Annotated in this window: 21 protein-coding genes and 1 tRNA gene; 13 read left to right on the top strand and 9 right to left on the bottom strand. The window is 59.8% G+C overall.

Annotated features, from left to right (window positions below; all coding sequences use genetic code 11):
* On the bottom strand, positions 1-270 hold the full coding sequence (locus F4V60_RS06370; protein ID WP_075729835.1) for an ACT domain-containing protein: 270 nt from the start codon (positions 268-270) through the stop codon (positions 1-3).
* 99 nt (positions 271-369) lie between these two features.
* Here F4V60_RS06370 and F4V60_RS06365 point away from each other — a divergent pair, with 99 nt between their 5' ends.
* The 5 genes from F4V60_RS06365 to F4V60_RS06345 all read left to right on the top strand — a co-directional run bounded on the left by F4V60_RS06365 (position 370) and on the right by F4V60_RS06345 (position 4669).
* Positions 370-1101 (top strand): SDR family oxidoreductase, encoded by a 732-nt coding sequence (locus F4V60_RS06365; protein WP_075729834.1) that lies wholly within the window; start codon positions 370-372, stop codon positions 1099-1101.
* A 10-nt stretch (positions 1102-1111) separates the two neighbouring features.
* The gene (locus tag F4V60_RS06360; RefSeq protein ID WP_075729833.1) at positions 1112-2080 is read left to right on the top strand and encodes a nucleoside hydrolase; all 969 of its coding nucleotides are present in this window, start codon (positions 1112-1114) and stop codon (positions 2078-2080) included.
* Positions 2081-2154: 74 nt separating this feature from the next.
* On the top strand, positions 2155-2901 hold the full coding sequence (locus tag F4V60_RS06355; protein WP_075729832.1) for a glycosyl transferase family 9: 747 nt from the start codon (positions 2155-2157) through the stop codon (positions 2899-2901).
* Positions 2901-3614 (top strand): energy-coupling factor transporter transmembrane component T family protein, encoded by a 714-nt coding sequence (locus F4V60_RS06350; protein ID WP_232315894.1) that lies wholly within the window; start codon positions 2901-2903, stop codon positions 3612-3614. Before F4V60_RS06355 ends, F4V60_RS06350 begins: the two co-directional genes overlap by 1 nt.
* Positions 3605-4669, top strand: coding sequence for an ATP-binding cassette domain-containing protein (locus F4V60_RS06345; protein WP_075729831.1), 1065 nt, complete (start codon positions 3605-3607; stop codon positions 4667-4669). The genes F4V60_RS06350 and F4V60_RS06345 overlap by 10 nt, the downstream gene beginning before the upstream one ends.
* 69 nt (positions 4670-4738) lie before the next feature.
* On the opposite strand, the gene F4V60_RS06340 is transcribed toward F4V60_RS06345, so the two are convergent.
* Together F4V60_RS06340 and can are read right to left on the bottom strand one after the other, a co-directional pair.
* Positions 4739-5311 (bottom strand): TetR/AcrR family transcriptional regulator, encoded by a 573-nt coding sequence (locus tag F4V60_RS06340; RefSeq protein WP_075729830.1) that lies wholly within the window; start codon positions 5309-5311, stop codon positions 4739-4741.
* A gap of 135 nt (positions 5312-5446) precedes the next feature.
* Positions 5447-8257, bottom strand: coding sequence for an aconitate hydratase (gene can / locus F4V60_RS06335; protein ID WP_211356592.1), 2811 nt, complete (start codon positions 8255-8257; stop codon positions 5447-5449).
* Positions 8258-8596: 339 nt separating this feature from the next.
* Between can and F4V60_RS06330 the strand changes: the two genes are divergently transcribed.
* From F4V60_RS06330 to F4V60_RS06320, 3 genes are all read left to right on the top strand, one after another.
* Positions 8597-9064 (top strand): Rv1476 family membrane protein, encoded by a 468-nt coding sequence (locus tag F4V60_RS06330; protein WP_075729828.1) that lies wholly within the window; start codon positions 8597-8599, stop codon positions 9062-9064.
* 1043 nt (positions 9065-10107) lie between these two features.
* Entirely contained in the window at positions 10108-11952 is a 1845-nt protein-coding gene (locus tag F4V60_RS06325; protein ID WP_075729827.1) for a DIP1281 family NlpC/P60 protein, read from the top strand.
* A 32-nt stretch (positions 11953-11984) separates the two neighbouring features.
* A complete protein-coding gene (locus tag F4V60_RS06320; protein WP_075729826.1) occupies positions 11985-13085 on the top strand; it encodes a ferrochelatase in 1101 nt (366 codons plus the stop codon).
* Here F4V60_RS06320 and F4V60_RS06315 read toward each other — a convergent pair.
* Positions 13040-13837, bottom strand: coding sequence for a hypothetical protein (locus F4V60_RS06315; protein WP_075729825.1), 798 nt, complete (start codon positions 13835-13837; stop codon positions 13040-13042). The two genes, F4V60_RS06320 and F4V60_RS06315, sit on opposite strands and share 46 nt — an antisense overlap.
* Before the next feature lie 33 nt (positions 13838-13870).
* Here F4V60_RS06315 and F4V60_RS06310 point away from each other — a divergent pair, with 33 nt between their 5' ends.
* Positions 13871-14710: a DUF3097 domain-containing protein gene (locus F4V60_RS06310; protein WP_075729824.1), complete on the top strand. Its 840-nt coding sequence runs from the start codon at positions 13871-13873 to the stop codon at positions 14708-14710.
* Positions 14711-14753: 43 nt separating this feature from the next.
* Here F4V60_RS06310 and F4V60_RS06305 read toward each other — a convergent pair whose 3' ends face one another.
* Together F4V60_RS06305 and F4V60_RS06300 are read right to left on the bottom strand one after the other, a co-directional pair.
* Positions 14754-15335: a MarR family transcriptional regulator gene (locus F4V60_RS06305; protein WP_075729823.1), complete on the bottom strand. Its 582-nt coding sequence runs from the start codon at positions 15333-15335 to the stop codon at positions 14754-14756.
* 34 nt (positions 15336-15369) lie between these two features.
* On the bottom strand, positions 15370-16116 hold the full coding sequence (locus F4V60_RS06300; protein ID WP_075729822.1) for a TVP38/TMEM64 family protein: 747 nt from the start codon (positions 16114-16116) through the stop codon (positions 15370-15372).
* Between the two features lie 224 nt (positions 16117-16340).
* Here F4V60_RS06300 and F4V60_RS06295 point away from each other — a divergent pair, with 224 nt between their 5' ends.
* Entirely contained in the window at positions 16341-17003 is a 663-nt protein-coding gene (locus F4V60_RS06295; RefSeq protein WP_150387362.1) for a DedA family protein, read from the top strand.
* A 137-nt stretch (positions 17004-17140) separates the two neighbouring features.
* Here F4V60_RS06295 and F4V60_RS06290 read toward each other — a convergent pair.
* Positions 17141-17226, bottom strand: a tRNA-Leu gene (locus tag F4V60_RS06290).
* Between the two features lie 258 nt (positions 17227-17484).
* Here F4V60_RS06290 and F4V60_RS06285 point away from each other — a divergent pair.
* Together F4V60_RS06285 and F4V60_RS06280 are read left to right on the top strand one after the other, a co-directional pair.
* Positions 17485-18024, top strand: coding sequence for a YbhB/YbcL family Raf kinase inhibitor-like protein (locus F4V60_RS06285; protein WP_075729820.1), 540 nt, complete (start codon positions 17485-17487; stop codon positions 18022-18024).
* Entirely contained in the window at positions 18025-18420 is a 396-nt protein-coding gene (locus F4V60_RS06280) for a hypothetical protein (protein WP_075729819.1), read from the top strand.
* 19 nt (positions 18421-18439) lie between these two features.
* Here F4V60_RS06280 and F4V60_RS06275 read toward each other — a convergent pair whose 3' ends face one another.
* Positions 18440-19555, bottom strand: coding sequence for a quinone-dependent dihydroorotate dehydrogenase (locus tag F4V60_RS06275; protein ID WP_075729818.1), 1116 nt, complete (start codon positions 19553-19555; stop codon positions 18440-18442).
* Positions 19556-19653: 98 nt separating this feature from the next.
* Positions 19654-20697, bottom strand: coding sequence for a YncE family protein (locus F4V60_RS06270; protein WP_232315992.1), 1044 nt, complete (start codon positions 20695-20697; stop codon positions 19654-19656).
* A gap of 96 nt (positions 20698-20793) precedes the next feature.
* On the opposite strand from F4V60_RS06270, the gene F4V60_RS06265 reads away from it, so the two are divergent.
* On the top strand, positions 20794-21618 hold the full coding sequence (locus F4V60_RS06265) for an undecaprenyl-diphosphate phosphatase (protein WP_084559260.1): 825 nt from the start codon (positions 20794-20796) through the stop codon (positions 21616-21618).
* The last annotated feature ends 42 nt before the right edge of the window (positions 21619-21660 follow it).

Genomic DNA, 21660 nt, shown 5'->3' with positions numbered 1-21660 from the left:
TTAGATCTCATTCATCGCTGTGAATAGGGACTCGGACTGAATGCGAATGGACTGCTGCTTGGCTTCGGCAACTGGGTTCATCCGCTCCTGGATTTCGGGGATGGTCACAGCGGCATCGTCGAACTCGACGCGCAGGATCATAGTGAAGTAGCCCGACATCAGCGTTTGGGAGACATCAACGATGTTGATGTCGAGCTCTGCAAGGGTGGTGGTTACGGCGGCGATAATACCGGTGCTATCGGCGCCGGTGACGGTCATGATGGCATACATGGATAACAGTCTAACCTCTAGCCTTGTCGCACCTGCGCTTAGCCTACCTGCATCGCGTTGCCGTCACGAGTGCCGCAGCTGCTGTTAGAGTGGGGCGGCATGAGCGAGAAGAATACTGAAACTAACGCAGAGTCCACCCCGGATACCCAAACACAGACCGCAACCGTAGCCAAGAAGGTTCTATACATCGGAGGCCATGGCAAGATTGCTTTGCTCGCCACGCCCATGTTGGTTGCCGCAGGCCATGAGGTATCTTCCTTCATTCGTTCTAAGGAACAGGTTGCTGAGATTGAGGCCCTGGGCGCCCACGCGGTGTTAGGGGATATCACCACGACCAGCGTGAGCCAGTGGGCGGAGCTCTTTTCGGGCTTCGACGCAGTGGTATGGGGCGCAGGCAACGGCGGGCGTGGTGGATCCGAATTGACGTGGGCGGTGGATAGGGATGGTGCCCTAGCCACTATCGACGCCCTCGAGCACCTCCAGGCCGCAGGTGGCCCGGTGCCCGAGTACATCATGATCTCTTATCTGGGTGCGACCAGGAACGAAGCTGATCCCCAGGACGGCAGCTGGTACGCTTACGTGGAGGCCAAGAAAGCCGTCGACAAGCGCCTCGGGACCACGGACTTGGATTACCTCATCCTGGGCCCCGCCGCGCTTGGCGACGAAGCATCGCACGGCATCAAGGTCATCCCAGACGATGCCACAGGGCTACAAGAGAAAACCTCGCGAGAACTGGTGGCTCAAGTCATCACGGAAGCCCTCGGGCGTCGAAAGCTGCCCGCCAGCCCGCTTGCCTTTGTCGATGGAGATAATCCGGTCTCTTCGATCTAGGCTATAGCCCATGAAGAAAGTGCTCCTTGATTGCGATCCCGGCATTGATGATGCCCTGGCCTTGATGTATCTGGCAGGGCTGCATCGCGCGGGGGAGATTTCCCTGAGTGGTGTGACCACCACGGCAGGCAACGTGGGAGTTAAGCAGACCGCGCTTAATGCCGCCTGGATTCTAGAGCAATGCGGGCTAGGGGAGGTGCCGGTCCAAGCCGGTGAGTCCGCGCCCCTGGTCGTGGATCTAGTCACCACGCCGGAGACTCATGGACCCGAAGGTTTGGGCTATTTTAGTCCTCCCGCGCCAGCCTCGACTGACTTGGCTGCGGCGCAGGAGCAAGAGACTTGGCAAGAGATGTGGAAGGCTGCCGCCGCCGCTGGTGCTCACCTCATCGTGACCGGGCCTGTGACCAACCTTGCTCGCTACGTGGATTCCGCGGGGGCTGCGGGCTTTTCCTCCATCACCATCATGGGCGGTGCTATCAACTACCGCGGCAACACCACCCCCACGGCAGAGTGGAACTTCTGGGTGGACCCGGACGCGGCGCGCTCTTTCTTTGAGGCCCCCGCACATTCGACGTTGTGCTCTTTAGAGGTCACCGAGCGGTTCTTGGTTGATCCACAACGCTTTGAAAGCATGCTGGAAATCTTGAACCGGCACCCGCTGACAGCGGTGCTGCCCGAGATTCTGCGCTTCTACTTCGAGTTCCACGAAAAACAAGGTGAGGGCTATCAAGCCCAGATTCATGATCTGCTCACGTGCATGATCGCCTTGGGAACCGTGCCCTATGAGGCGATGGAGACGACGGTGGCGGTGGAGGCGCAGTCGCAGCTCTTGCGCGGAACGAGCGTGGCGGACCTGCGCGGGCACTGGAACCGCCCCGCCAACTGCGCTGTGGTCACTGGCGCGGACATCGAGGCAGCACATCGCGAGTTTTCCCGGGCCCTGAAACTTTTGGCTTCTCCTGAGAATGCAGTAAGCTAAGCAGCGAAAATTTCCCGAGGTGACATAGGGAAGCTCACTCTGGCCGAATACTCGGCCTTAATTTGGGGATCTCTATGTCTAATCCAGCTCTTACTCCTGCTCGCAAGGCGCTAATCATCGCGGGCGCCATCATTCCAGCCGCCACGTGGATCTACCTAGTCTTGGTCCGGCCTACGGACTGGGAGTCCGTGGGAGGCTCCACCGAGGGACTCATCACCTTGGTTGGATACTTGCTGGGGGCTGCACTGCTCTTGGCAGGAACCCTGCCCTTATTACCAGCCCGAACCATCGCCGTTATTCCCGCTGCTCTCGTGCTCAACATCGTCATTGGTGAGGTAGTCGGCTCCATCGGCATTCCGCTCTACCTCGATTCGGTAGGCACCATCCTTGTCGCGGCGCTGGCAGGCCCACTGGCCGGAGTGTCCACAGGCCTGTTGTCCTCGGTTGTATGGGGCTTTATCAACCCCGCAGCACTCCCTTTTGCTGCAGTTTCCGCCGCCACGGGCTTCCTCGCCGGTTGGGCCATTGAAAAGGGTGCATTCAGGGCCTGGTGGAGTGTGATCGTCTCCGGTGTTCTACTGGGTATTGTCACCGGCATGCTGGCGGCACCTGTCGCTGCTTTCGTCTACGGAGGAACAGCAGGACTGGGCACCGGTGCCGTCGTCTCGCTCTTTAGGGAGCTGGGCAATTCCCTCATCGCCTCGGTTACCCTGCAGTCCTTCATCTCTGACCCGCTCGATAAAGCTATCGTCATGTTGATCGTCTGGACCGCACTCAAGGCTCTCCCAAAGCGCACGCTCGAGTCTCTTCGTCCGCGCTAATGACTAAGGCCAGCGCTGCACCTAGGCAGCTTCACCCTGCGACCGCGCTGCTCGCTGCGGGCTGCGCCTGGATAGTGGTCATGGCGGCCAACTCTCCGTGGACCTCGGCTGGAGTGCTCTGTGCGGCGTGGGCCTTAGGCACGTGGTATTCGCGCTCTATCTCCGTCATCGCCACGACCCTTGCGCTTTCTTTGCCGACCGCGGCTTCCATGCTGGTCATTCACGCTCCTTACGGGCAGCACCGGCTGGCTCCTCTCATCACCTCGGACGGAGTATCGCTTGCCGCAGAGTTGGCACTTAGGTTTGGGGCCCTGATGGCCTGTTTCCTGGCCGCCGTAGCTGCCCTCAAAGTATCGGACGTGGCTAAGTGGTTGCAGTCCTCCAGGCTGGGGTACAAGGCCGCTTATGTGGTGGGAACCTCCCTGCAGTTTTTGGCGCAGGGGAGGCTGGTCGTGCAGGCAGTCCGGGACGCAAACAAGCTGGATGGAGTGCGGATGCGTCCACGCAACGTTCTGTCGCGGTTTATCGTGCCGGTCATTTCCAAGCTGCTTACCCAGGGTGCCCAGCGCGGTGAGGCGCTATCTGCCATTGGCTTCGATAGGCCCGGGCCTCGCACGCTTCTGGTGCCGCTTGAGCGCAGTGTGACGCAAAGCTGTATTTGTATATTATTTCCGCTGCTCAGCGCCGTGGTGGTGGTTGCCACATGGATCTAATTCCCGGTCACCTCGTAGACGTCGTCGTAGAGCACTCGGAGAGCGCGGATGCCCGCGCCCAAGAGCTGGCGAAGCAATTGGCAACCACCGCCGTCGTAGGCGCAGATGCCTCCGCGCATATCTCACTCCTGCGCGAGACGGTGCGCGAAGAAGTGGCCTTGGGCCTGGAACATCACGGTGTTGCGCGCGTTGACATGGAACAACGAGTAGCTGCGATGTTGGAAAAGGCGGCGCTCAGCGAGCTCGCTGACCGCGATCCCGCACGGCTATCAGGCGGCCAAACACGCAGGCTGGCGTGTGCTAGCGTGGCGATAACCCAGCCGGAGATTCTCATCGTGGTTGAGCCTTATGCCGGCCTCGACCCCTATTCCCGGCACAAAGTAGCAGGATTGTTGGCGGCATTGCCGCACACCGCAGTCATCGTGGTTCGTGCGCGGCATAGCCCGGATGAGAAGCAGAGAGAACGTATTGCGGCGGGCAGTGCCATAGAGCTTGGGGAAGTATCCGTCAGTAGGCAGGCGGGGCGGCGCAGGTGGTGGCACCTCAAACCACCGACTGGGACGGACTTTTCAGTAGGTCCCGTGCATCTTAAACCAAGGCGAGGCGGCGTCCTCTGGATCCGCGGAGCCAATGGCTCAGGAAAAACAACGCTCTTGCGCGCAGCAGCAGGTCTAGATGGCCACCCTCGGACCCATCCAAGCTTGACCATGGCGTTGCAATTCCCCGCAGATCAAGTTGTAGAGTCACGGCTAGCGGACTTCATCGGCGACACGGACGCCACGGACGGGGACGAACACCCGCTGGACCTCAGCTCGTCGCGCCTGCGCCTAGCCCAGCTGCAGCATGTCTTTTCCCTGCAGCGCGAGGTGGTGATCCTTGATGAACCGGACACCATGGTAGATGACTTCAGCGGAGTCCATGACCTTATTCACTCGGCGCTGGAAGCTGGGACGGCTCTTATCATCACGTGTCACGACGCGGCCTTCATGGAGGCGGTGGGGCGCTATGCCGAGGTAGCGGAGATCGAGCTAAGTCAACCCCCGCACGCCGCTTAATCCTCGCAGCACTTTAAAGCCTCGCGGCCACCTGAAGCCGGTGCCCAGAAATGCTTCCCCGAGCCCAGCCTATGAGCGCGGGGAAGTACCGCGGATAGAGTGCTCAACGAGCTTGAGAACCTCATCAAGGTTATCGGTGTCTCCGAGCGCTAGACGGTTGATAAAACCATCCATAAAAGTCTCCAGATAGCTCACCAAAGTGTCGATGTCTACGTCCTTGCGCAGGCGTCCTTTCTCGGCGTTGGACGCCAAGCGAGCACGCACGGCCTCATCCAGAATGGACTGGCGATCTTTCCAGCGAGCAGCGAATGAGGGATCAGTTCGCAGTAGCGAGGTGATTTCCAGGCGCGTGGCCAGCCAATCGTGCCTTTCGGGGTGCCGCAGCATCTCACTCATGACCTCGACCAAACCATTGTTTGCCACCACCTCAGCTTGGCGAGCGGCGTCCTCGCGGGCGAGCGCCAGAAACAGCGATTCTTTATCCCCAAAATGGTGGAAGATGGCACCCCGAGACTTGCCCGTCGCCTCCTCGAGAAGGCGAACCGTGGCCCCCTCGTAGCCGTGTTCGGCGAAGCAACGGCGGGCACCTACCAGGATGTCGTGGCGACGGCGGTTAAGCTCGGAATCGCTGACAATCGGCATACAATTTCCATTTCTATCGTGATAAAACTCGAGACTATTCAATTATTAAAGCGGAGTTATGACTCCGTTGAAAAATCTAGTAGCGGGGCCGCAAGAGAACTTGCGGCCCCGCTACTGAGGATCTAAAGCCGAAGCTTAAACCATGTGGCGCAGGACGTACTGCAGGATGCCGCCGTGGCGGTAGTAGTCGGCCTCACCGGGGGTATCGATACGCACAGTGGCATCGAACTCCACGGTCTCGCCGGACTCCTTGGTGGCGGTGACATGTACCGTCTTAGGGGTCTCGCCTTCATTCAGTACAGTGATGCCCTCGATGTCGAAGGTCTCGGTGCCATCCAGGCCCAGCGACTGATGGGACTCGCCCTCCGGGAACTGAAGCGGGATGACGCCCATGCCGATGAGGTTCGAGCGGTGAATTCGCTCGAAGGACTCGGTGATGACGGCCTTGACACCGAGCAGGTTGGTGCCCTTGGCAGCCCAGTCACGCGAGGAACCGGTACCGTACTCCTTACCAGCGATAACAACCAGGGGAATGCCGGCGGCCTTGTAGTTCTGGCAGGCATCGAAAATAAAGGCCTGCGGGCCACCTTCCTGGGTGAAGTCGCGGGTGTATCCGCCGCGTACATCGACCAACTCGTTGGAGAGGCGAATGTTGGCAAAAGTACCGCGCATCATAACCTCGTGGTTGCCGCGACGAGAGCCCAAGGAGTTGTAGTCCTGGCGCTCAACGCCGTGCTCGTCGAGGTACTGCGCTGCCGGGGTACCAGGCTTGATGGAGGAAGCAGGGGAGATATGGTCGGTGGTGACGGAGTCTCCCAGCTTTGCGAGCACGCGAGCACCCTTGATGTCTGCAACGGGCTCGGGCTCGATGGGCATGCCATCGAAGTAAGGAGCCTTGCGGATGTAGGTGGAGTCCTCGTTCCACTCGAAGGTCTGGCCCTCGGGGACGTCAAGGTTGCGCCATGCGTCATCGCCCTTGAATACGTCAGCGTAGTCGGCCTCGTAGAGCTCGCGGGAAATGGCGTCCTGGATAGTTGCCTCGATCTCCTCGGTGGAGGGCCAGATGTCCTTGAGGAAGACATCGTTGCCGTCCTGGTCTTGGCCGAGAGGCTGAGCGTCGAAGTCGAAGTCCATGGTGCCGGCGATGGCGTAGGCGATGACCATGATGGGCGATGCCAAGTAGTTCATCTTGACGTCGGGGGAGATACGACCCTCGAAGTTACGGTTGCCGGAGAGAACTGCGGTAGCGGCCAAGTCGTGCTCGTTGATGGCAGCGGAGATCTCATCAGGCAGCGGACCCGAGTTGCCGATACAGCTGGTGCAACCGAAGCCGGAAAGGTAGAAGCCGAGTGCCTCAAGGTCCTTCCACAGATCGGCGCGCTGGAAGTAGCCGTCGACGACCTGGGAACCGGGGGCGCAGATGGTCTTAACCCAAGGCTTGGATTGCAGACCAAGCGCAGCTGCCTTGCGGGCGATAAGGCCAGCGCCCACCATGACGGAGGGGTTGGAGGTGTTGGTGCACGAGGTGATGGAGGCGATGGCCACCATGCCGTGATCCAAGGTGTACTCGCCGCCGTTCTGAGAGGTGACGATGACGGGCTTGGAGGGGCGTCCGGAGGAGCCCTTGGCTGCGGACTCGCCGTGTCCGGCGCGGGATTTGTTGAGTCCGCCGGTGACGTCAGCGAGTTCCTCGGTGGCGCCGCCCTCAGCGGTCATGCGCAGGGCTTCCTTCGTGGTCTCATCAACCACAACCTCGTCGGTGGTGTAGCTGGCGAGATCGGAGCGGAACTTCTCCTTGGCCTCGGACTGCAAGATGCGGTCCTGGGGACGCTTCGGGCCTGCGATGGAGGGAACCACGGTGGATAGGTCGAGCTCGAGGTACTCGGAGTACTTTGCCTCAGGGGCGTCCTTCTCGAGCCACATACCCTGTGCCTTGGCATAAGCCTCGACGCGGTCAATCTGCTCCTGGGGGCGACCGGTCAGGGCAAGGTACTTGATGGTCTCTTCATCAATGGGGAAGATGGCAGCGGTGGAACCGAACTCCGGCGACATGTTGCCGATGGTGGCGCGGTTCGCCAGCGGGACAGACTTAACGCCGTTGCCGTAGAACTCGACGAACTTCTGCACCACGCCGTGCTTACGGAGCATCTCGGTGATGGTGAGCACCACGTCGGTGGCGGTAACGCCGACCGGGATTTCACCGGTGAGCTTGAAGCCCACGACCTTCGGGATGAGCATGGAAACCGGCTGGCCGAGCATAGCTGCCTCGGCCTCGATGCCACCAACGCCCCAACCGAGGATTCCCAGGCCGTTTTCCATGGTGGTGTGGGAGTCCGTGCCGATACAGGTGTCAGGGTAAGCAAGGCCGTCGTTGTCGAAGACAACGCGACCCAGGTACTCAATGTTGACCTGGTGCACAATGCCCGTTCCGGGGGGAACTACGCGGAAGTTGGAGAAGTTCTCTGCACCCCAGCGCAGGAACTGGTAGCGCTCTTCGTTGCGCTGGTACTCAATCTCAACGTTCTTCTCAAGAGCCTCGGTGGAGCCGAAAGCTTCCACGATGACGGAGTGGTCAATGACCATCTCTGCCGGGTTGAGGGGGTTTACCTGATCGGGCTTGCCGCCAAGAGCGGACACTGCCTCACGCATCGTAGCAAGATCGACTACACAGGGAACGCCGGTGAAGTCCTGCATCAGCACACGGGCCGGGGTGAACTGGATCTCGGTAGAGGGCTCTGCCTCCGGATCCCAGTTGGCCAGCGCGTTGATGTGATCTTTGGTTACGTTTTTGCCGTCCTCGTAGCGCAGCTGATTCTCAGCGAGCACTTTGAGCGAATAAGGCAGCTTCTCCAGGCCCTCGACCGCGTTGATGTCAAAGTAGTCGTAGGACTTGCCTTTGACGTCAAGGGTCTTCTTGGAACCGAAGGAGTTCAGGCTTTCAGTCACAGGGAGCTCCATTCCTTGTTTGTAGAACTATTATTGTTCTGTATGAATACTCGGATTCTCCGATGCGGCCCGAGGGAAAAAGTCCGCTACGGGGCATAGGCGTCAGGCGCACGGAGGCGAGAAGAACGCGATGGTTCACTCACCCATTGTAGAGGGGTAAACCTTCGACCGCTGTAACTATAACAGTACAAGCGTTCTGTTTTCATCTTTTTGCATACTTCGTGGCGAGTCACGTCCCCCGTGCCGGGGTGGCTCTTATATAAATCAAGGTAGAGCACGCCAAAGGTGCATTAGGGGAGTCCTCCCGGCCTAAGCGTGAAGAAAGGATCTCTCGTGACCATGACGGGCGTTGACATTGCAGGCCTTAGTGAACAGCTAAGAGCCGATGGAGTTGCCTATACCAACCCGGAGCTGGCCGCAGACGAGAACCTGCAAGGCTTTGTCGCCGGACACCTACGGCCCGGGGATGGAATCGCCGTCGTCGACGTCTTCACGCCCGATCTGGCAGATTTGAGAGATCTCGCCAGCGATCTGCAGCAAGACTCGGGCCTCGACTCTGTCATCGTGCAGGCGCCGAACGCCGTTTCCTCCGTTAGTGATGTCTACTCGCGTGCACAGATCGAATCCACCCAGCATGGCATCCCACAGGGCCTAGATCAGGCTTCTGTGCTTGATCACTTTTATGGAGGCCTTGGGCTCGATCGTGGCCCAGTCTTGGCTGTAGCCCTAGTGCTGGCCGTTATGTTCGTTGCGGCCGGCATCGCCGCATACCGTGCAGCCCGTGGAGACGCGCAAGTCAAAAAGTAGGCCTTGACTTATCTCGCCATAAGAAAGTGTCAGTTCTGGATTTGGACGTAGGACACGCCGACAGTTGGGCAGTAGTGAGCAAGCTCACAATAACGGGTGGGTAACAAAATAGTTGCAGGTTAGATGTGCGTGTAACGCGAAGATGCCACGATAAACGGCTGTGACTACAGGGAAAATTGTGCGACTTGCTGTTGATGTGACGTATGGTTCCAGTATCGACTCACGGGTTGATTGTTGTCCTAGTAGTTCATGGTTTAGACCTTGACTCTCAACGGATGAGCGCACGGGTATGTGGGGAAGCACACCACGGGCGGGCATCGGACGTTGAGAACGAGCGTTAAGTCGTGAGCGCTACCTTTGCTAAAGCTGGGGGAGATGGCAGCAAGAAGCATCGCAGTGTCGGAGTTCAGTATTTTCATGATCAGCGTTGAGACCTCAGCGTTCCAACCTAAAAATTAAACACCCACCTTCATGTACCAGGCGGGAGACGAGCGCTTAAGCGTCCTTATGTCATGGGCTCGATAGTCGGGCAGTTGGAGCCAGAAGTCACTGGGTATCGATTGTCAGGCCGGGTTCGGCAGGGGGAGTGCACCAATTCTCGTGGTGCCTACGCAGGATTCGTCTCCCACACGGAGCAACGTCCGTGCACCTGTTCACGGTTCGTGGCACGCCGGCCCTCCGGTCTCGCCCTTGCATAAGGCGGGGCCGCCGTTGTGGCCAGTGGTGCCAGGGGCTGGAAAGAGCAGGCTTCACAGCGTCGAAGGCCAGTGAACCTCTCTAAAGAGATTCCGCCGGCCCAAACGTGTAGCCGCACGTGCAATCCACGCGCAGCCATCTATATATCGCCTCGGTACTTAGTGAGAAGTCCTGTCCGCTTTGTCTGCACATACCATGAGTCATTCCTTATTGATTCACGCCTTGTTCCATCCCTTCGCTGCTACGTCCCAGTTGTGCGAGATAGCCGCCGAAATGCGTATGGAGCAGGTGAGCGTTGAGCAGCATCGCAACGAACTTCCAGGTTGGGTGCTAGGAGATAAAACCTCGTGGCCACCATCTTTAAAAATCGCACCAAGAAGGCGCGTTCGCTTATTGCGGCTGTAGCCTGCACGGCGACCTTATCCGTTGTTTCTACTCTTAGCCCCGTCGTGGCGCAGGCCAGCCCTGCCACGGACATCACTGCTCTCTTATCCTCGGGCAATGCCTCCGTTGCCCAGCTGGCCAACGCGCTTGCCGACGTCCAAGACCAGGTGTCGCGCATCGAGGGCGAGATCGGCGGCAACCGTGAGAACGTCAACCGCGCACTCGTCGACCTGCAGGATGCCCGTACCGAGGCGCAGCAGGCCAAGCAGGGCACGGCCAAGGCAAACGAAGAACTGGACCAGGCGCAGTCTGATGTAGAGAAAGCCCAGTCCAAGTTGGACGAGCTCTCACGCACCGCCTACCGCCGGGCAAATACATCCGACGTCGTGACCAACGCTTCCGGCGCGGACTCGCGGCGCGACAAGCTCGAGCGCGATACCTACTTGCGTACCCAGACAAAGGAGCAGCAGGCAGTCGTCGACGACCTGACGAAGGTCCGCACTGAGAAGGCCAACCGTGAGTCTCAGTTGCGCCAGGTGCAAAAGCTCGCCGAAGACCGCGAAGATCAAGCAGAGTCTGCCGAGTCCGCGGCCCGTAAGACTCTCGACGAGAGCCTGGCGAAGGTTCAGCAGTTCTCGAGCCAGCGCGAGGAGCTAATCAAGCAGGAGAAGGAGGTGCAAACCTCCTTAAATAAAGCCAAGGGAGTTGATTCTAAGGATAAGTCCACAGAATCGACACGCAGTTCGGACTCCACAGCCCACAGTAACGTCAATGGCTCAACCTTGAATCAAGGGGCTCATGCTCCCGCAGCGACGGCTGCTGCTGGAGCGACGACTGGAACACCTTCTAACGCTGCCTCCGGGACGGCAACTGAGTCGGCCACAGCTAGTGAACCAGCCACGGGATCAGAAACTGGCACGAGCGAAGCGGCAGTGCCCAGCGTTGAGGGCGAGGCCCAGGCACAGGCTACCCGCGAGTTGCGTTCCGGCGGTACAGGCCCACACCTCGATGCTGAGAGTGCTGCCCAGGTGGCACAAACCGGTGCAGCCCTATCCTCCGACCCTGCCGTTCAGCAGATGTCCGCCAACGGCTTAGCCGCAGCCGGCGCCCCGGATAACGCGCAGGAGTTGCTCAACGCGGGTAGCTCTGCCGTCAGCGCAGCCGCCTCCATCGTGGCGGCCTCGCAGCCTAACCACACCGGATTGAGTGGCGATCAGGTGGGCGACTTGGTGAATGCCTCCTCGGAGCTGTTGGCGCTCCAGGGCGTCGATACCTCGGCGTCTTCCGACAGCGAGGTCTTGCGGACCCTGACGGATTTGCTGACTCCGACTAAGACCGGTGACGAAGTCACGGCGGATGCCTCGACTGAGGTCTCCGACATGAATCGCTCGCAGAAGATCGAGGCAGTCATTAGCCGCGGCATGGGCCAGATTGGAATGCCCTATGCATGGGGTGGCGGCGACGCCAATGGTCCCACACTAGGAATCCGCGACGGCGGTGTTGCAGACTCTTATGGCGACTATAACAAGGTCGGCTTCGACTGCTCAGGGCTCGTCCTCTACGCCTTCGCAGGCGTAGGAATCTCGCTTCCGCACTACACCGGTTACCAGTATCAGAAGGGCGAGTACATTAACCCGAATAATATGGAACGCGGCGACCTCATCTTCTACGGTCCAGGCGGTAGCCAGCACGTGGCCATCTATCTTGGTGATGGAACCATGCTCGAGGCCCCTCAGTCCGGTTCGACCGTTCAGGTCAGCCCAGTGCGCTGGTCCGGTATGACCGAGTACGCCGTGCGACTCATTTAGACCTCCAACTTTTGGTTGGTAGAGTTAGGGGTATGACTACTGCACAACACCATGCCTCTAGCTACGACGCCCTCCTCGTTCTTTCTTTCGGTGGCCCGGAAGGAAACGAGGAGGTTGTTCCGTTTTTGGAGAATGTCACCCGCGGTCGCGGCATCCCCCGCGAGCGCCTCGAGGTAGTGGGTAAGCACTACTTCCACTTCGGGGGAGTCAGCCCTCTCAACCGCCTCAACCGCGAACTCATTTCCCACATTGAGGCGGAGCTGGAGAAGCGGGGGCACGAATTGCCCGTCTACTTTGGCAACCGCAACTGGCATCCTTTCGCCAGTGAAACTGTCGAGGCCATGGCTGGTGACGGAGTACGCAACGTGCTGGTCTTAGCCACCTCGGCGTGGGGCGGATACTCCGCTTGCCGTCAATACGATGAGGACATCGTGGCAATGCGCAAGCACCTCGCGGACAAGGGTCTGCCTGAAATGGACTTCACCAAGTTGCCGCAGTTCTTCGATCATCCCAAGTTCATCTCTGAGACAGCGCAGGCAGTCCGGGAATCTCTGGCGCAGGTACCGGAGGGCAGGAAAGCTCGAATGCTCTTTAGTGCTCACTCTGTTCCCCTCGCCCACGACAATGTCGGCGGTGGGCCCGGAGATAAAAACATCTACTCCCGTCAGGTCGCCGAGGCGAGCCGGCTGGTTGCGCAGGAGGCGGGCATTGATGACTATGACCTCGTGTGGCAGTCTCGCTCGGGAAACCCCGCGACACCGTGGCTTGAGCCCGACGTGGTAAATCACACCACGCAGATCCACGAGGAAGATGGAGTAGATGCGGTCGTCGTCTGTCCCATTGGGTTCATCTCTGATCACATGGAGATCGTGTGGGACCTCGACACCGAGCTGCGCGATGCAGCTAAGGAGATGGGAGTAGACCTCCAGCGCGTGCGCACCGTCGGACCATCGGCGGCTTTCTCAGAGATGGTGGTGGACCTCGTAGAAGATCTCTCTGCTGGCAGGCGCAGCCCGGGACTGGGAACAGTTACTAGCCAAGGCTGCACCATCAACGGCGAGCCCTGTGCCAAAGGCTGCTGTGATATTCACGCCCTGCGCCGTACTGTTCCCGCAAAGTCGGAGAGCGCATAGCTTACCCCTGCCATCCGCGCCTGTCTGATGTAGTGCCATAAGCACAGTAATTGGGGATCGAGGCTATGGTCTCCGATCCTGTCTGTGACGGTCTCTATGATTGCCGCCACGCGATCCGCGCGCGCGAAGAGCTTGGCTGCCCGGCCCGGGATCGAGGCCGGCAGCCCGGGGGCGTCGTAGAAATCACTGAGCGTGCCCACGGTCAACCGTGGGTTGGGGAGTGCGTCGCTGTGATAGCCCGTTGCCTCGATGAGCGTCGCCGCTTCGTCGGTGGCGCGTGCCAGCAGCGCATCCGCCTCGCCGGGGCTGAGCCAGGCCGGTGCCGGAAGGGGCAGCGTTTCAACCAACATCTCCCATCGGCTCATCTCCCAGCCGTCGTACACCTCGGTGTGAGGAACGACTACGATATGACGATCTCGTTCGGTGGTGCGGACAACGATTGCTCCTGCGGGGCTCAAGGAAGCAGCCTGGGCGGATTCTGATCCGGCCGGAAGTGCTGGGGCTTGTCCCGGACCGGAAAGGATAAGGCGGAGAACGGGCTCGCGCGAGCCTGGGACAAGCAGCCCTGTGGCTTCGGTTCGGAGCCTAGAAAGGACTTCGACAAGCGGCTCATCTTGGCTACCGCGAACCGGCCCCTGCAGCTCGGTGACGGCCTCAATGAGGGCATCTGTTGACTCGTGACCCCATAACCATGCGCCCAGCCACACGGCAGTGTTTTGAAGTGGAGACCAAACCTCGGCGCGCATATCCATGGCGGACAATTATAGTAGATAGACTGCCTAGCCATGAATATTGATCCCTATGGTGGAGACATCCTGCGCGGACATAGCAGAGCGCAGGCACGAGAGTACCCGGAGATGGCGGCGGAACCGGGGATGGTCGTGGAGGTACGCGGTGATGACTTCGTGGGCGCTGTCCTCGGCGTGGATAAAACCGTCTATGGAGAGGTTATTCGCCTCGAGGATCGCTACGGCACGCAGCGCGTATTCAACCTGGTCAAGGGTGGCTTCCTCTACGAAGGACAGCCGGTAACTCTCACGCGCTACCGCCCCAAGAGTCAGCCGCAGCGCTCCAATTCGGGTTCGCGGCGAGTGAGCAACGTTGAGGCTAAAGTCGCCGCCCCCTCCCGGATCTGGGTCGAGGGCATTCATGATGCCGCCATCGTGGAAAAGGTATGGGGCCACGATCTGCGTGTTGAGGGCGTCGTAGTTGAGTACTTAGAGGGGCTGGATAATCTCCCACAACGCCTCGCAGAATTCGGCCCTGTGGAGGGGCGACGCGTCGGCGTTTTGGCCGATCACTTGGTTGAGGGCTCCAAGGAGACCCGTTTGACGCAAACGGTGGGCGAGCATGTCTTAGTCACGGGGCACCCCTTCATCGATATTTGGGCTGCAGTTAAACCCGAACGCCTGGGTTTGCGCGCGTGGCCCGAAGTTCCCTACGGCGAGGATTGGAAAACCGGCATTTGTCGGCGCGTGGGGTGGAGTGATCCCAAAGAGGGCTGGAACCGGGTCTACAATGCCGTGCATTCCTTCCGCGACCTCGACTCGACCCTCATCGGCGCCGTCGAGCGCCTCGTCGACTTTGTCACCACCCCCGAGCTGCGCAAGGAAGATCTGCTCTAAGCAGGAATACTCTAAGTAGGAGAATCCAAGCAGAAGGACTGCGTCAAGCCACGGCCACGGTATTGGCGCGCTCGAGCAGGTGCAGAGCAAGGCTCCAACCAGCCGTTTCCGCTGCCCAGCCGGCCGCCTGCAGCCGCTGGGACATGGCTTGCTTGGAAATACCCAGCTGCTCGGCCGCCTCATTCTGATTAAGCCCGCTGCGTACCAAGGAGGTGGCCTCGCGGCCTTCCAGCGTTCTCTTTTGTAGAACGAAGCCCAGCAGCGCGAAGGTCGCCGCGATGTCAGTTGCCTCCTCCGCGCGACCCCGCACGCTCATCTTGGTGTAGACCTGGCCGGCTCGAGCAGAGGTCTTTAGCGCGGCGGTAGCTGCGCCGCGGGCAGCCGGCTCGGTGACCTCAGAACCCGGGGTTATGCCGATGCCTATCGCCCACTCGCCATCGGCGAGTAACGCCATGACGACGTCGCACACGCTGGCGGCAGAATCTATCACGGCACAGATGTCCTCTACGCCCAATACCTCGAATTCGCCCACCCCATCGAGGGTGGATAAGGCGTGGGCTGAGCGCTGAACAAGCTCTGCGCGGCGCAAGGAACGGCCACGATAGCGTGCGTGAATAGCGAGCATATGAATCCTACCTCCTAGATGACTAGGGGACAGTCTACCGTGAGCGCTTGACTGGTGGGCGCGTGGGAATCCGCGAGTCTAAGAAAAGCCCTGCCACCCCAATGACCCCAAACACGATGAAGGCCAAGATGGTCCACGGGTTGCCGCCGGCGATGAGCGCATCGCCGAAGATGACGCCCACGACAGTAGTAGGAATCGATCCGATGAAAGTGGCCGCGGCGAACTGAATCAGCGGTATAGGAGTCAGCGCAGCCACATAATTAAGAATTGAAAAAGGGATTCCTGCCACCATGCGCAGGGAGGCAATGGCCAACCAACCACGCCTTTCCAGGTGCGCGTTTATCTTGAACACCGCCGGGTGCGTCAGATGCGGGCGAATCCATTCCCCGAATAGTGCTCGCACGATGACGAGGGATAGAACTGCCGAGAGTGTGAGGGCGACCAAGGAGATGACTATTCCCTCCCAAGCCCCAAAAAGGACTCCCGCAGCCACAGTCCATAACGTCCGCGGGATCGGGAACTGGGTGAACAATATGTAGGCGGCGCCGAAGACAAGGATGAACCAAGGGCCTAAGTGTTCCGCCCACGTGCGTAGGGCTTCAAGGTCTGGGACGTCGACGAATACCAGGAAAGCGACGACGGCTATAAGAAGAGCCACGGCTGCGCACCAGCGTGGCGGGGACCAGCTACGCAATGTGCTGCGGACATCCGCAACCACTCCTGAGAGGAAGCCTCCGAAGCTGCGGAGCCAGGTGGCAATCCTCGTCGCGACAGTAGTCATAGACCACCATGCTACGGGCTGCTTGGGACAGTAGTGAATCAGGCTGGCTGGCGAAATGATGTGGGGTCTATGACAATTCGGCAGGTTTTGGGCTTGCGATGGCGACTTCGACAGGGGATAGGAGGATACTGAGAACCCTATAGTCAGAATATTCGGGCGGGGTGGCATACCTAGGAAGCTTCCACCCGCCCCGTACAATCGCCAAAGAAAGCAGAGCCTTAGACATGGACGCAGTCCACAATCTTTTGTCCTATATGGACGCCACCACCTTGTTGACCGCCTTCGGGCCTTGGGTGCTGGTGGGCGTGGCCATCGTCGTATTTATCGAATCCGGTGTCCTTTTTCCGTTCTTGCCGGGTGATTCCCTGCTCGTAACGGCAGCCATCCTGCGGGATCCGCTCAATGTATCAATCTGGGAGCTCCTAGCCATCGGCGTAGTCGCAGCAATCCTCGGCGACCAGGTTGGCTATTGGCTGGGACACAAGTTTGGTCGCCGCTTGTTCCGCGATGATGCCCGCATACTCAAGTCCTCTCACCTTGCCGCTGCAGAGCAATTCTTCACCAAACACGGATCCGCAGCGCTTGTCCTAGGCCGCTTCGTGCCCATCGTGCGCACCTTTGTGCCTGTAGCAGCTGGCACCGCCCGGATGCCTTATACCCACTTCGTGGGATGGAACGTTCTAGGGGGAGTGACCTGGGTGCTGTCGATGAACCTCATCGGCGTATTCCTGGGCAACATCCCGGGGATCGCAGACTCCATCGAGAAGATCATGCTCCTCATCATCGCGCTGTCGGTCCTGCCCATCGTGGTGAAGTACGCCCTCACTCGCATCAAGGCCGCGCGCGTTCAGTCCGCAGAGCCGGCAGTAGAGCCCGCAGTAGAGTAGGTTCCTTCTATTTCCTAGTGCCTTCTCTTAATAATTTCAGCCCCCCTCAGCGCAGTTCAGCTGAGGGGGGCTTCTAGGCGACATGAAAAAAGTCTCGAGCACCGTTCTAGGAACGATGTCTCGAGACTTCACAATTGTGCCCGAGGGGGGACTTGAACCCCCACGTCCGTTAATAGGACACTAGCACCTCAAGCTAGCGCGTCTGCCATTCCGCCACCCGGGCAGGGTGTTTGTTTCAACCTCTCGGCTGGGCACTCGAATACTGTATCCCGATCCGTAGATCGAATACAAATCGCCAGCTCAATACTTATTTATGGCGTTGTAGAGGAGCTGCTTTTCGCCGGTAAATCTCCCAGATGCCGTAGTGAATGACAACGAGGTAAGTCAGGGTTAAGTCAGGCCCCGGTCGCTGGCGTGCCAGCGTCCACTGTAACGTGTACCCCCTTAGACAGTGGCCTGTGATGTGGGGTACAAATGGGTTATGGCTACTTATGCAGATGATCCACGGTTCCCCGGTCCGGACCCCTACGCCCCGCTGGGCACCCTCCCCAGCTTTTCCTTGACCTCTAGCGACTTGGAGGATGGCGCAGAGATTTCGGAGGACATTCGCGCCCCGCGCAGTATATCCCCGCAGCTGGCGTGGTCTGGGCTTCCGGAGGGAACGAAGTCCTTGGCGGTGACCTGCTTCGATCCTGACGCCCCTACGGCCTCGGGGTTCTGGCACTGGGCTGCCTTCAATATCCCCGCAGACGTCACCGAGCTGCCCACCAACGCTGGAGCGACGAAGGATTTGGGCATTGACGGCGTCGTCAGCCTGCGCAATGATTCTGGCGAGCGTATCTACTACGGACCGAACCCTCCCGGCGGCCACGCGCCGCACCGCTACCTCTACGCGGTGCACGCGGTCGACGTCGCCAAGCTGGACATTGAGCCGGAGGCCAGCCCCGCGAAGCTCGGATTTAATCTCTACTTCCACAGCCTAGGCCGGGCAATCCTGTGGGGCTGGTACGAGACTAAGTAGATGACAACTAGTAAATCCCCGGCGCAGGGAGTACCTATCCCCACCACACTGCGGGTGGGTGGCGCCTTTATGTTTCTTGCCTTCGTCCTGATCCTCTTGGCGGTTATTTCCGTGTTCCGTGATGGGTGGCAGGCACCCTTTACATGGACCTATGGAACCTTGGCCATCGTTGCAGCAGCGCTAATTGCAGGCGCCTTTGCCACCATCCGCCGTGATCAACGGGCGAGTAAACCCCAGGTTATAGCACTAGCTGTAGCCGTGGTTCTCGTCATAGCGGGACGTTTCGCCCCCAGCACTGTCCTCGTGGTCATGGATCAGTACTGGTTGCTGCTCTATGCTGTGGGCGCAGGCCTATGCGCCCTTATCCTGCGGCGCGTGAGCATAGGGACGCACTAGAGGCGCGGCTGCTAGCTTCCTAGCAATCTTTCCACGGCAGGCCAGAGCCCACAGCTTGAGAGATATTGCGCAAGTTGTGGGCATGGATCTGTCGGGCAATGCCGCGGTGAATATCCCGAATCCAGTCTGGACCGCCATAGATGAGGCCGGTATAGCCCTGCAGGAGGGTGGCTCCTGCGGCTATGCGCTCCCATGCCTGCTCCGGGGTCGAGATGCCTCCCACCGAGATGAGGACGAGCTTGTCACCGACTCGCTCGTGCAGGCGCTTGAGGACCTCGAGCGAGCGCGCGGCAACGGGGGGACCGGAAACGCCGCCGGCACCCATGGCCGCGACCTCGGCGGCGGGAGTACGCAGCCCCTCACGAGAAATGGTGGTATTGGTCGCCACGATTCCGGCCAAGCCGAGGTCAACGGCCAAATCGGCGATGTCATCGATATCGGCGTCACTGAGGTCTGGGGCGATCTTTACCAAGACCGGCAGTGCGGTGCATTCTTGGACCGCGGCCAGGATTGGACGCAAGGATTCCACCGCCTGCAGATCACGCAGGCCAGGGGTGTTGGGGGAGGAGACGTTGACCACGAGGTAGTCTGCGAGGCTGTCGAGCACGGAAGCGGAGCGGCGGTAGTCATCGACAGCTTGCTCAGCGGGAGTGACCTTGGACTTGCCAATGTTGATGCCGAGGGGATCGCTATAGCGCCGCTTGCGCAGATTCTGTGCGGCTACCGCTGCGCCGTGGTTATTAAAGCCCATGCGGTTCAAAATGCCCTTGTCGGCCTTGAGCCGGAACAGGCGCGGGGCTGGGTTGCCTGGCTGGGCTAACGCGGTGACGGTGCCTAACTCGGCGTAGCCAAAACCCACCGCAGCCCAGGCATCGGCGGCGGCGGCGTTCTTGTCAAAGCCGGCGGCTAAGCCTAGCGGCCGTGGGAAAATCACGCCAAAAACCTCCTGGGAAAGCACTGGATCCCTAAAGGGCAGGATCTTGGCGAGTCCGCGGTTCGCCGGACCGACAGCCTGCAGGGCCGCCAGCCCGCGGCTGATGATGGTGTGGATGGTCTCGGGATCAAGTGTGAACATGCCGCGCAATGCCAGCTGATAGGCCCGTGCGCGCAAGCGGTCGACTGGGGAGGTATGCATGGGGAGGAGTCCGTTCCTTCGTGGAGGTGTCGTGAAATGTTTTGACGTATCTGGGGGCTGACTTCGGGTTTCGTGGCGACGGATGAGCACAGGGTGGATTATTTCAGGTCAGGGTCGGAGTAAAACTGAAGGCCATCACCGGTGGCGGAAGCGACTACAAGCGTGCCATCCTCCAACACGGCCATGTGCTCGGCGGCTGAAACCGTGGGAAACGAGCCCTTTTCTATGGGAACGCCGGTCGAGATGTTGTAGGCGTGAGCCTCATTGGTATCGGTGGTGGTCACCCACGCCAACTGGCGTCCCTCGTCCCAAGCCACTGCCCAAGGCACGCCGGGAGTATTGCCGTACTGATGGAGGCGAATGACGTCGTCAGCGGTGTAGATGGCCAGGCGCTTGCCCACTGTGTCCGAGGCCAAGACAATGCCGTTGTCACCTGCGGCGATCTGTCCCACACCCTGGCCCGCGCGCAGGCGACCACCTGCGCGGTCGTGCTCCCAATCGAGGTTCTGGATAGTGGAATCGGAGCGCTGGATGCGCACTACGTTGTCCCGGATATTGGCATTGGGGACGGGAATGAGCTGATCCGAGCCAGCCTCAGCGGTGATGTCCTCCACGCGTTGGCCCTCCCTGTAGACACCGACTTCGGCGGTATCAGCCGAGGTGACAAAGAGCTCACCGCTTGAGATAAGGGCGGCGGCTGTGGCGGGAGCGTCCTCCGACACGTCCACCTCGGTCGGGGAGGTGGGCTCCGTGGGATCGATGATAAGGACCTTATCGCCACAAGCAATGACGAAGCCCTGTTCGGAGGCCGTTAGCTCGCCGCAGCTTTCATTAAGTGGCACGGTGGCAGCCTTGCCTGCCTCAAAATCCGACTGGCTACCCACCTCCAAGCCCGTGGCGGAATGCACGGCCACAGTGCTGTCGATCACTGCGAGATCTTTGAGCGACTGGCCCTCAAGGCTCAGCTTTCCGGCCGGGTTAGTTGCAGCTGGGGAAGGCGCTGGGGTGGCATTACCCTGCACCGCCGTGTCTGGGTCGGATCCGACTCCGACCTCGCTGTCTGATTGGCAGCCGGCCAAAGCTAAGGCGCTGAGGCTCAGCGCAAGGGCGGCCCTTTTCTGGGAAGCGAGCAGTGCAATCACGATTTTCTATCCTAGCAGCGCGTGTTGCGAAACTTCGAAGCCGTGAAATTGAGTTGTAGGCTATCTCGGGTGAATACCGCAACAGCTACCGATGCGATGTCCTGGATCCAGGTCATCGTTCTTTCAATCGTCCAAGGCCTCACTGAGTTTCTCCCCGTGAGCTCCTCAGGACACCTGCGTATCGTCTCGGAATTGTTCTGGGGCGAGGACGCAGGCGCTTCTTTCACCGCCGTCATCCAGTTGGGAACGGAACTGGCGGTCATCGTATTCTTTGCCAAGATGATTTGGGAGATCATCTTGGGCTGGTTCCGGGGGCTTTTCAATAAAGAAAAGCGTGGACAGGACTATCGCATGGGCTGGATGATCATCGTCGGTTCCATCCCGATCGGACTGGTCGGCTTCTTCGCCAAGGATCTCATTCGCGATAGCCTGCGCAACTTGTGGATCACTGCAGCCATGCTGATCCTCTTTTCCTTCTTCTTCATCCTCGCCGAGCGCGTGGGCTCCAAGAGCCGCGGTTTCGATGAGCTCAACATGAAGGACGCCATCGTCATGGGTCTGTGCCAGTGCCTAGCGCTTATCCCCGGCGTCTCCCGTTCTGGTGGCACCATTTCCGGCGGCTTGTTCTTGGGTCTGGACCGCGAGGTCGCCACTCGCTTCAGCTTCCTTTTGGCTATTCCGGCGGTCTTGGCCTCGGGTCTGTTTTCGCTTGACGACGCCTTCGGCCCCACCGTCGGTCAATCCGCCACCGGCATGCAGCTGCTGGTGGGCACCGCCATCGCCTTCGGCGTGGGCTATGCCTCCATTGCGTGGCTGCTCAAGTTTGTGGGCAACCACTCCTTCGCCTGGTTCGCTGCTTACCGCATCCCAGTTGGCGTGCTGCTCATGATCCTGCTGGCACTGGGCGTTCTGCAGCCTTAGGGCAACTGGGCTAAGAATGCGCAAAGTGCGGCGGCGGCGCGG

It is taken from the genome of Corynebacterium flavescens (assembly GCF_008693105.1).
GTDB classification, from domain to species: Bacteria; Actinomycetota; Actinomycetes; order Mycobacteriales; family Mycobacteriaceae; genus Corynebacterium; species Corynebacterium flavescens.
This window is presented reverse-complemented; position numbering and strand designations above follow the sequence as displayed.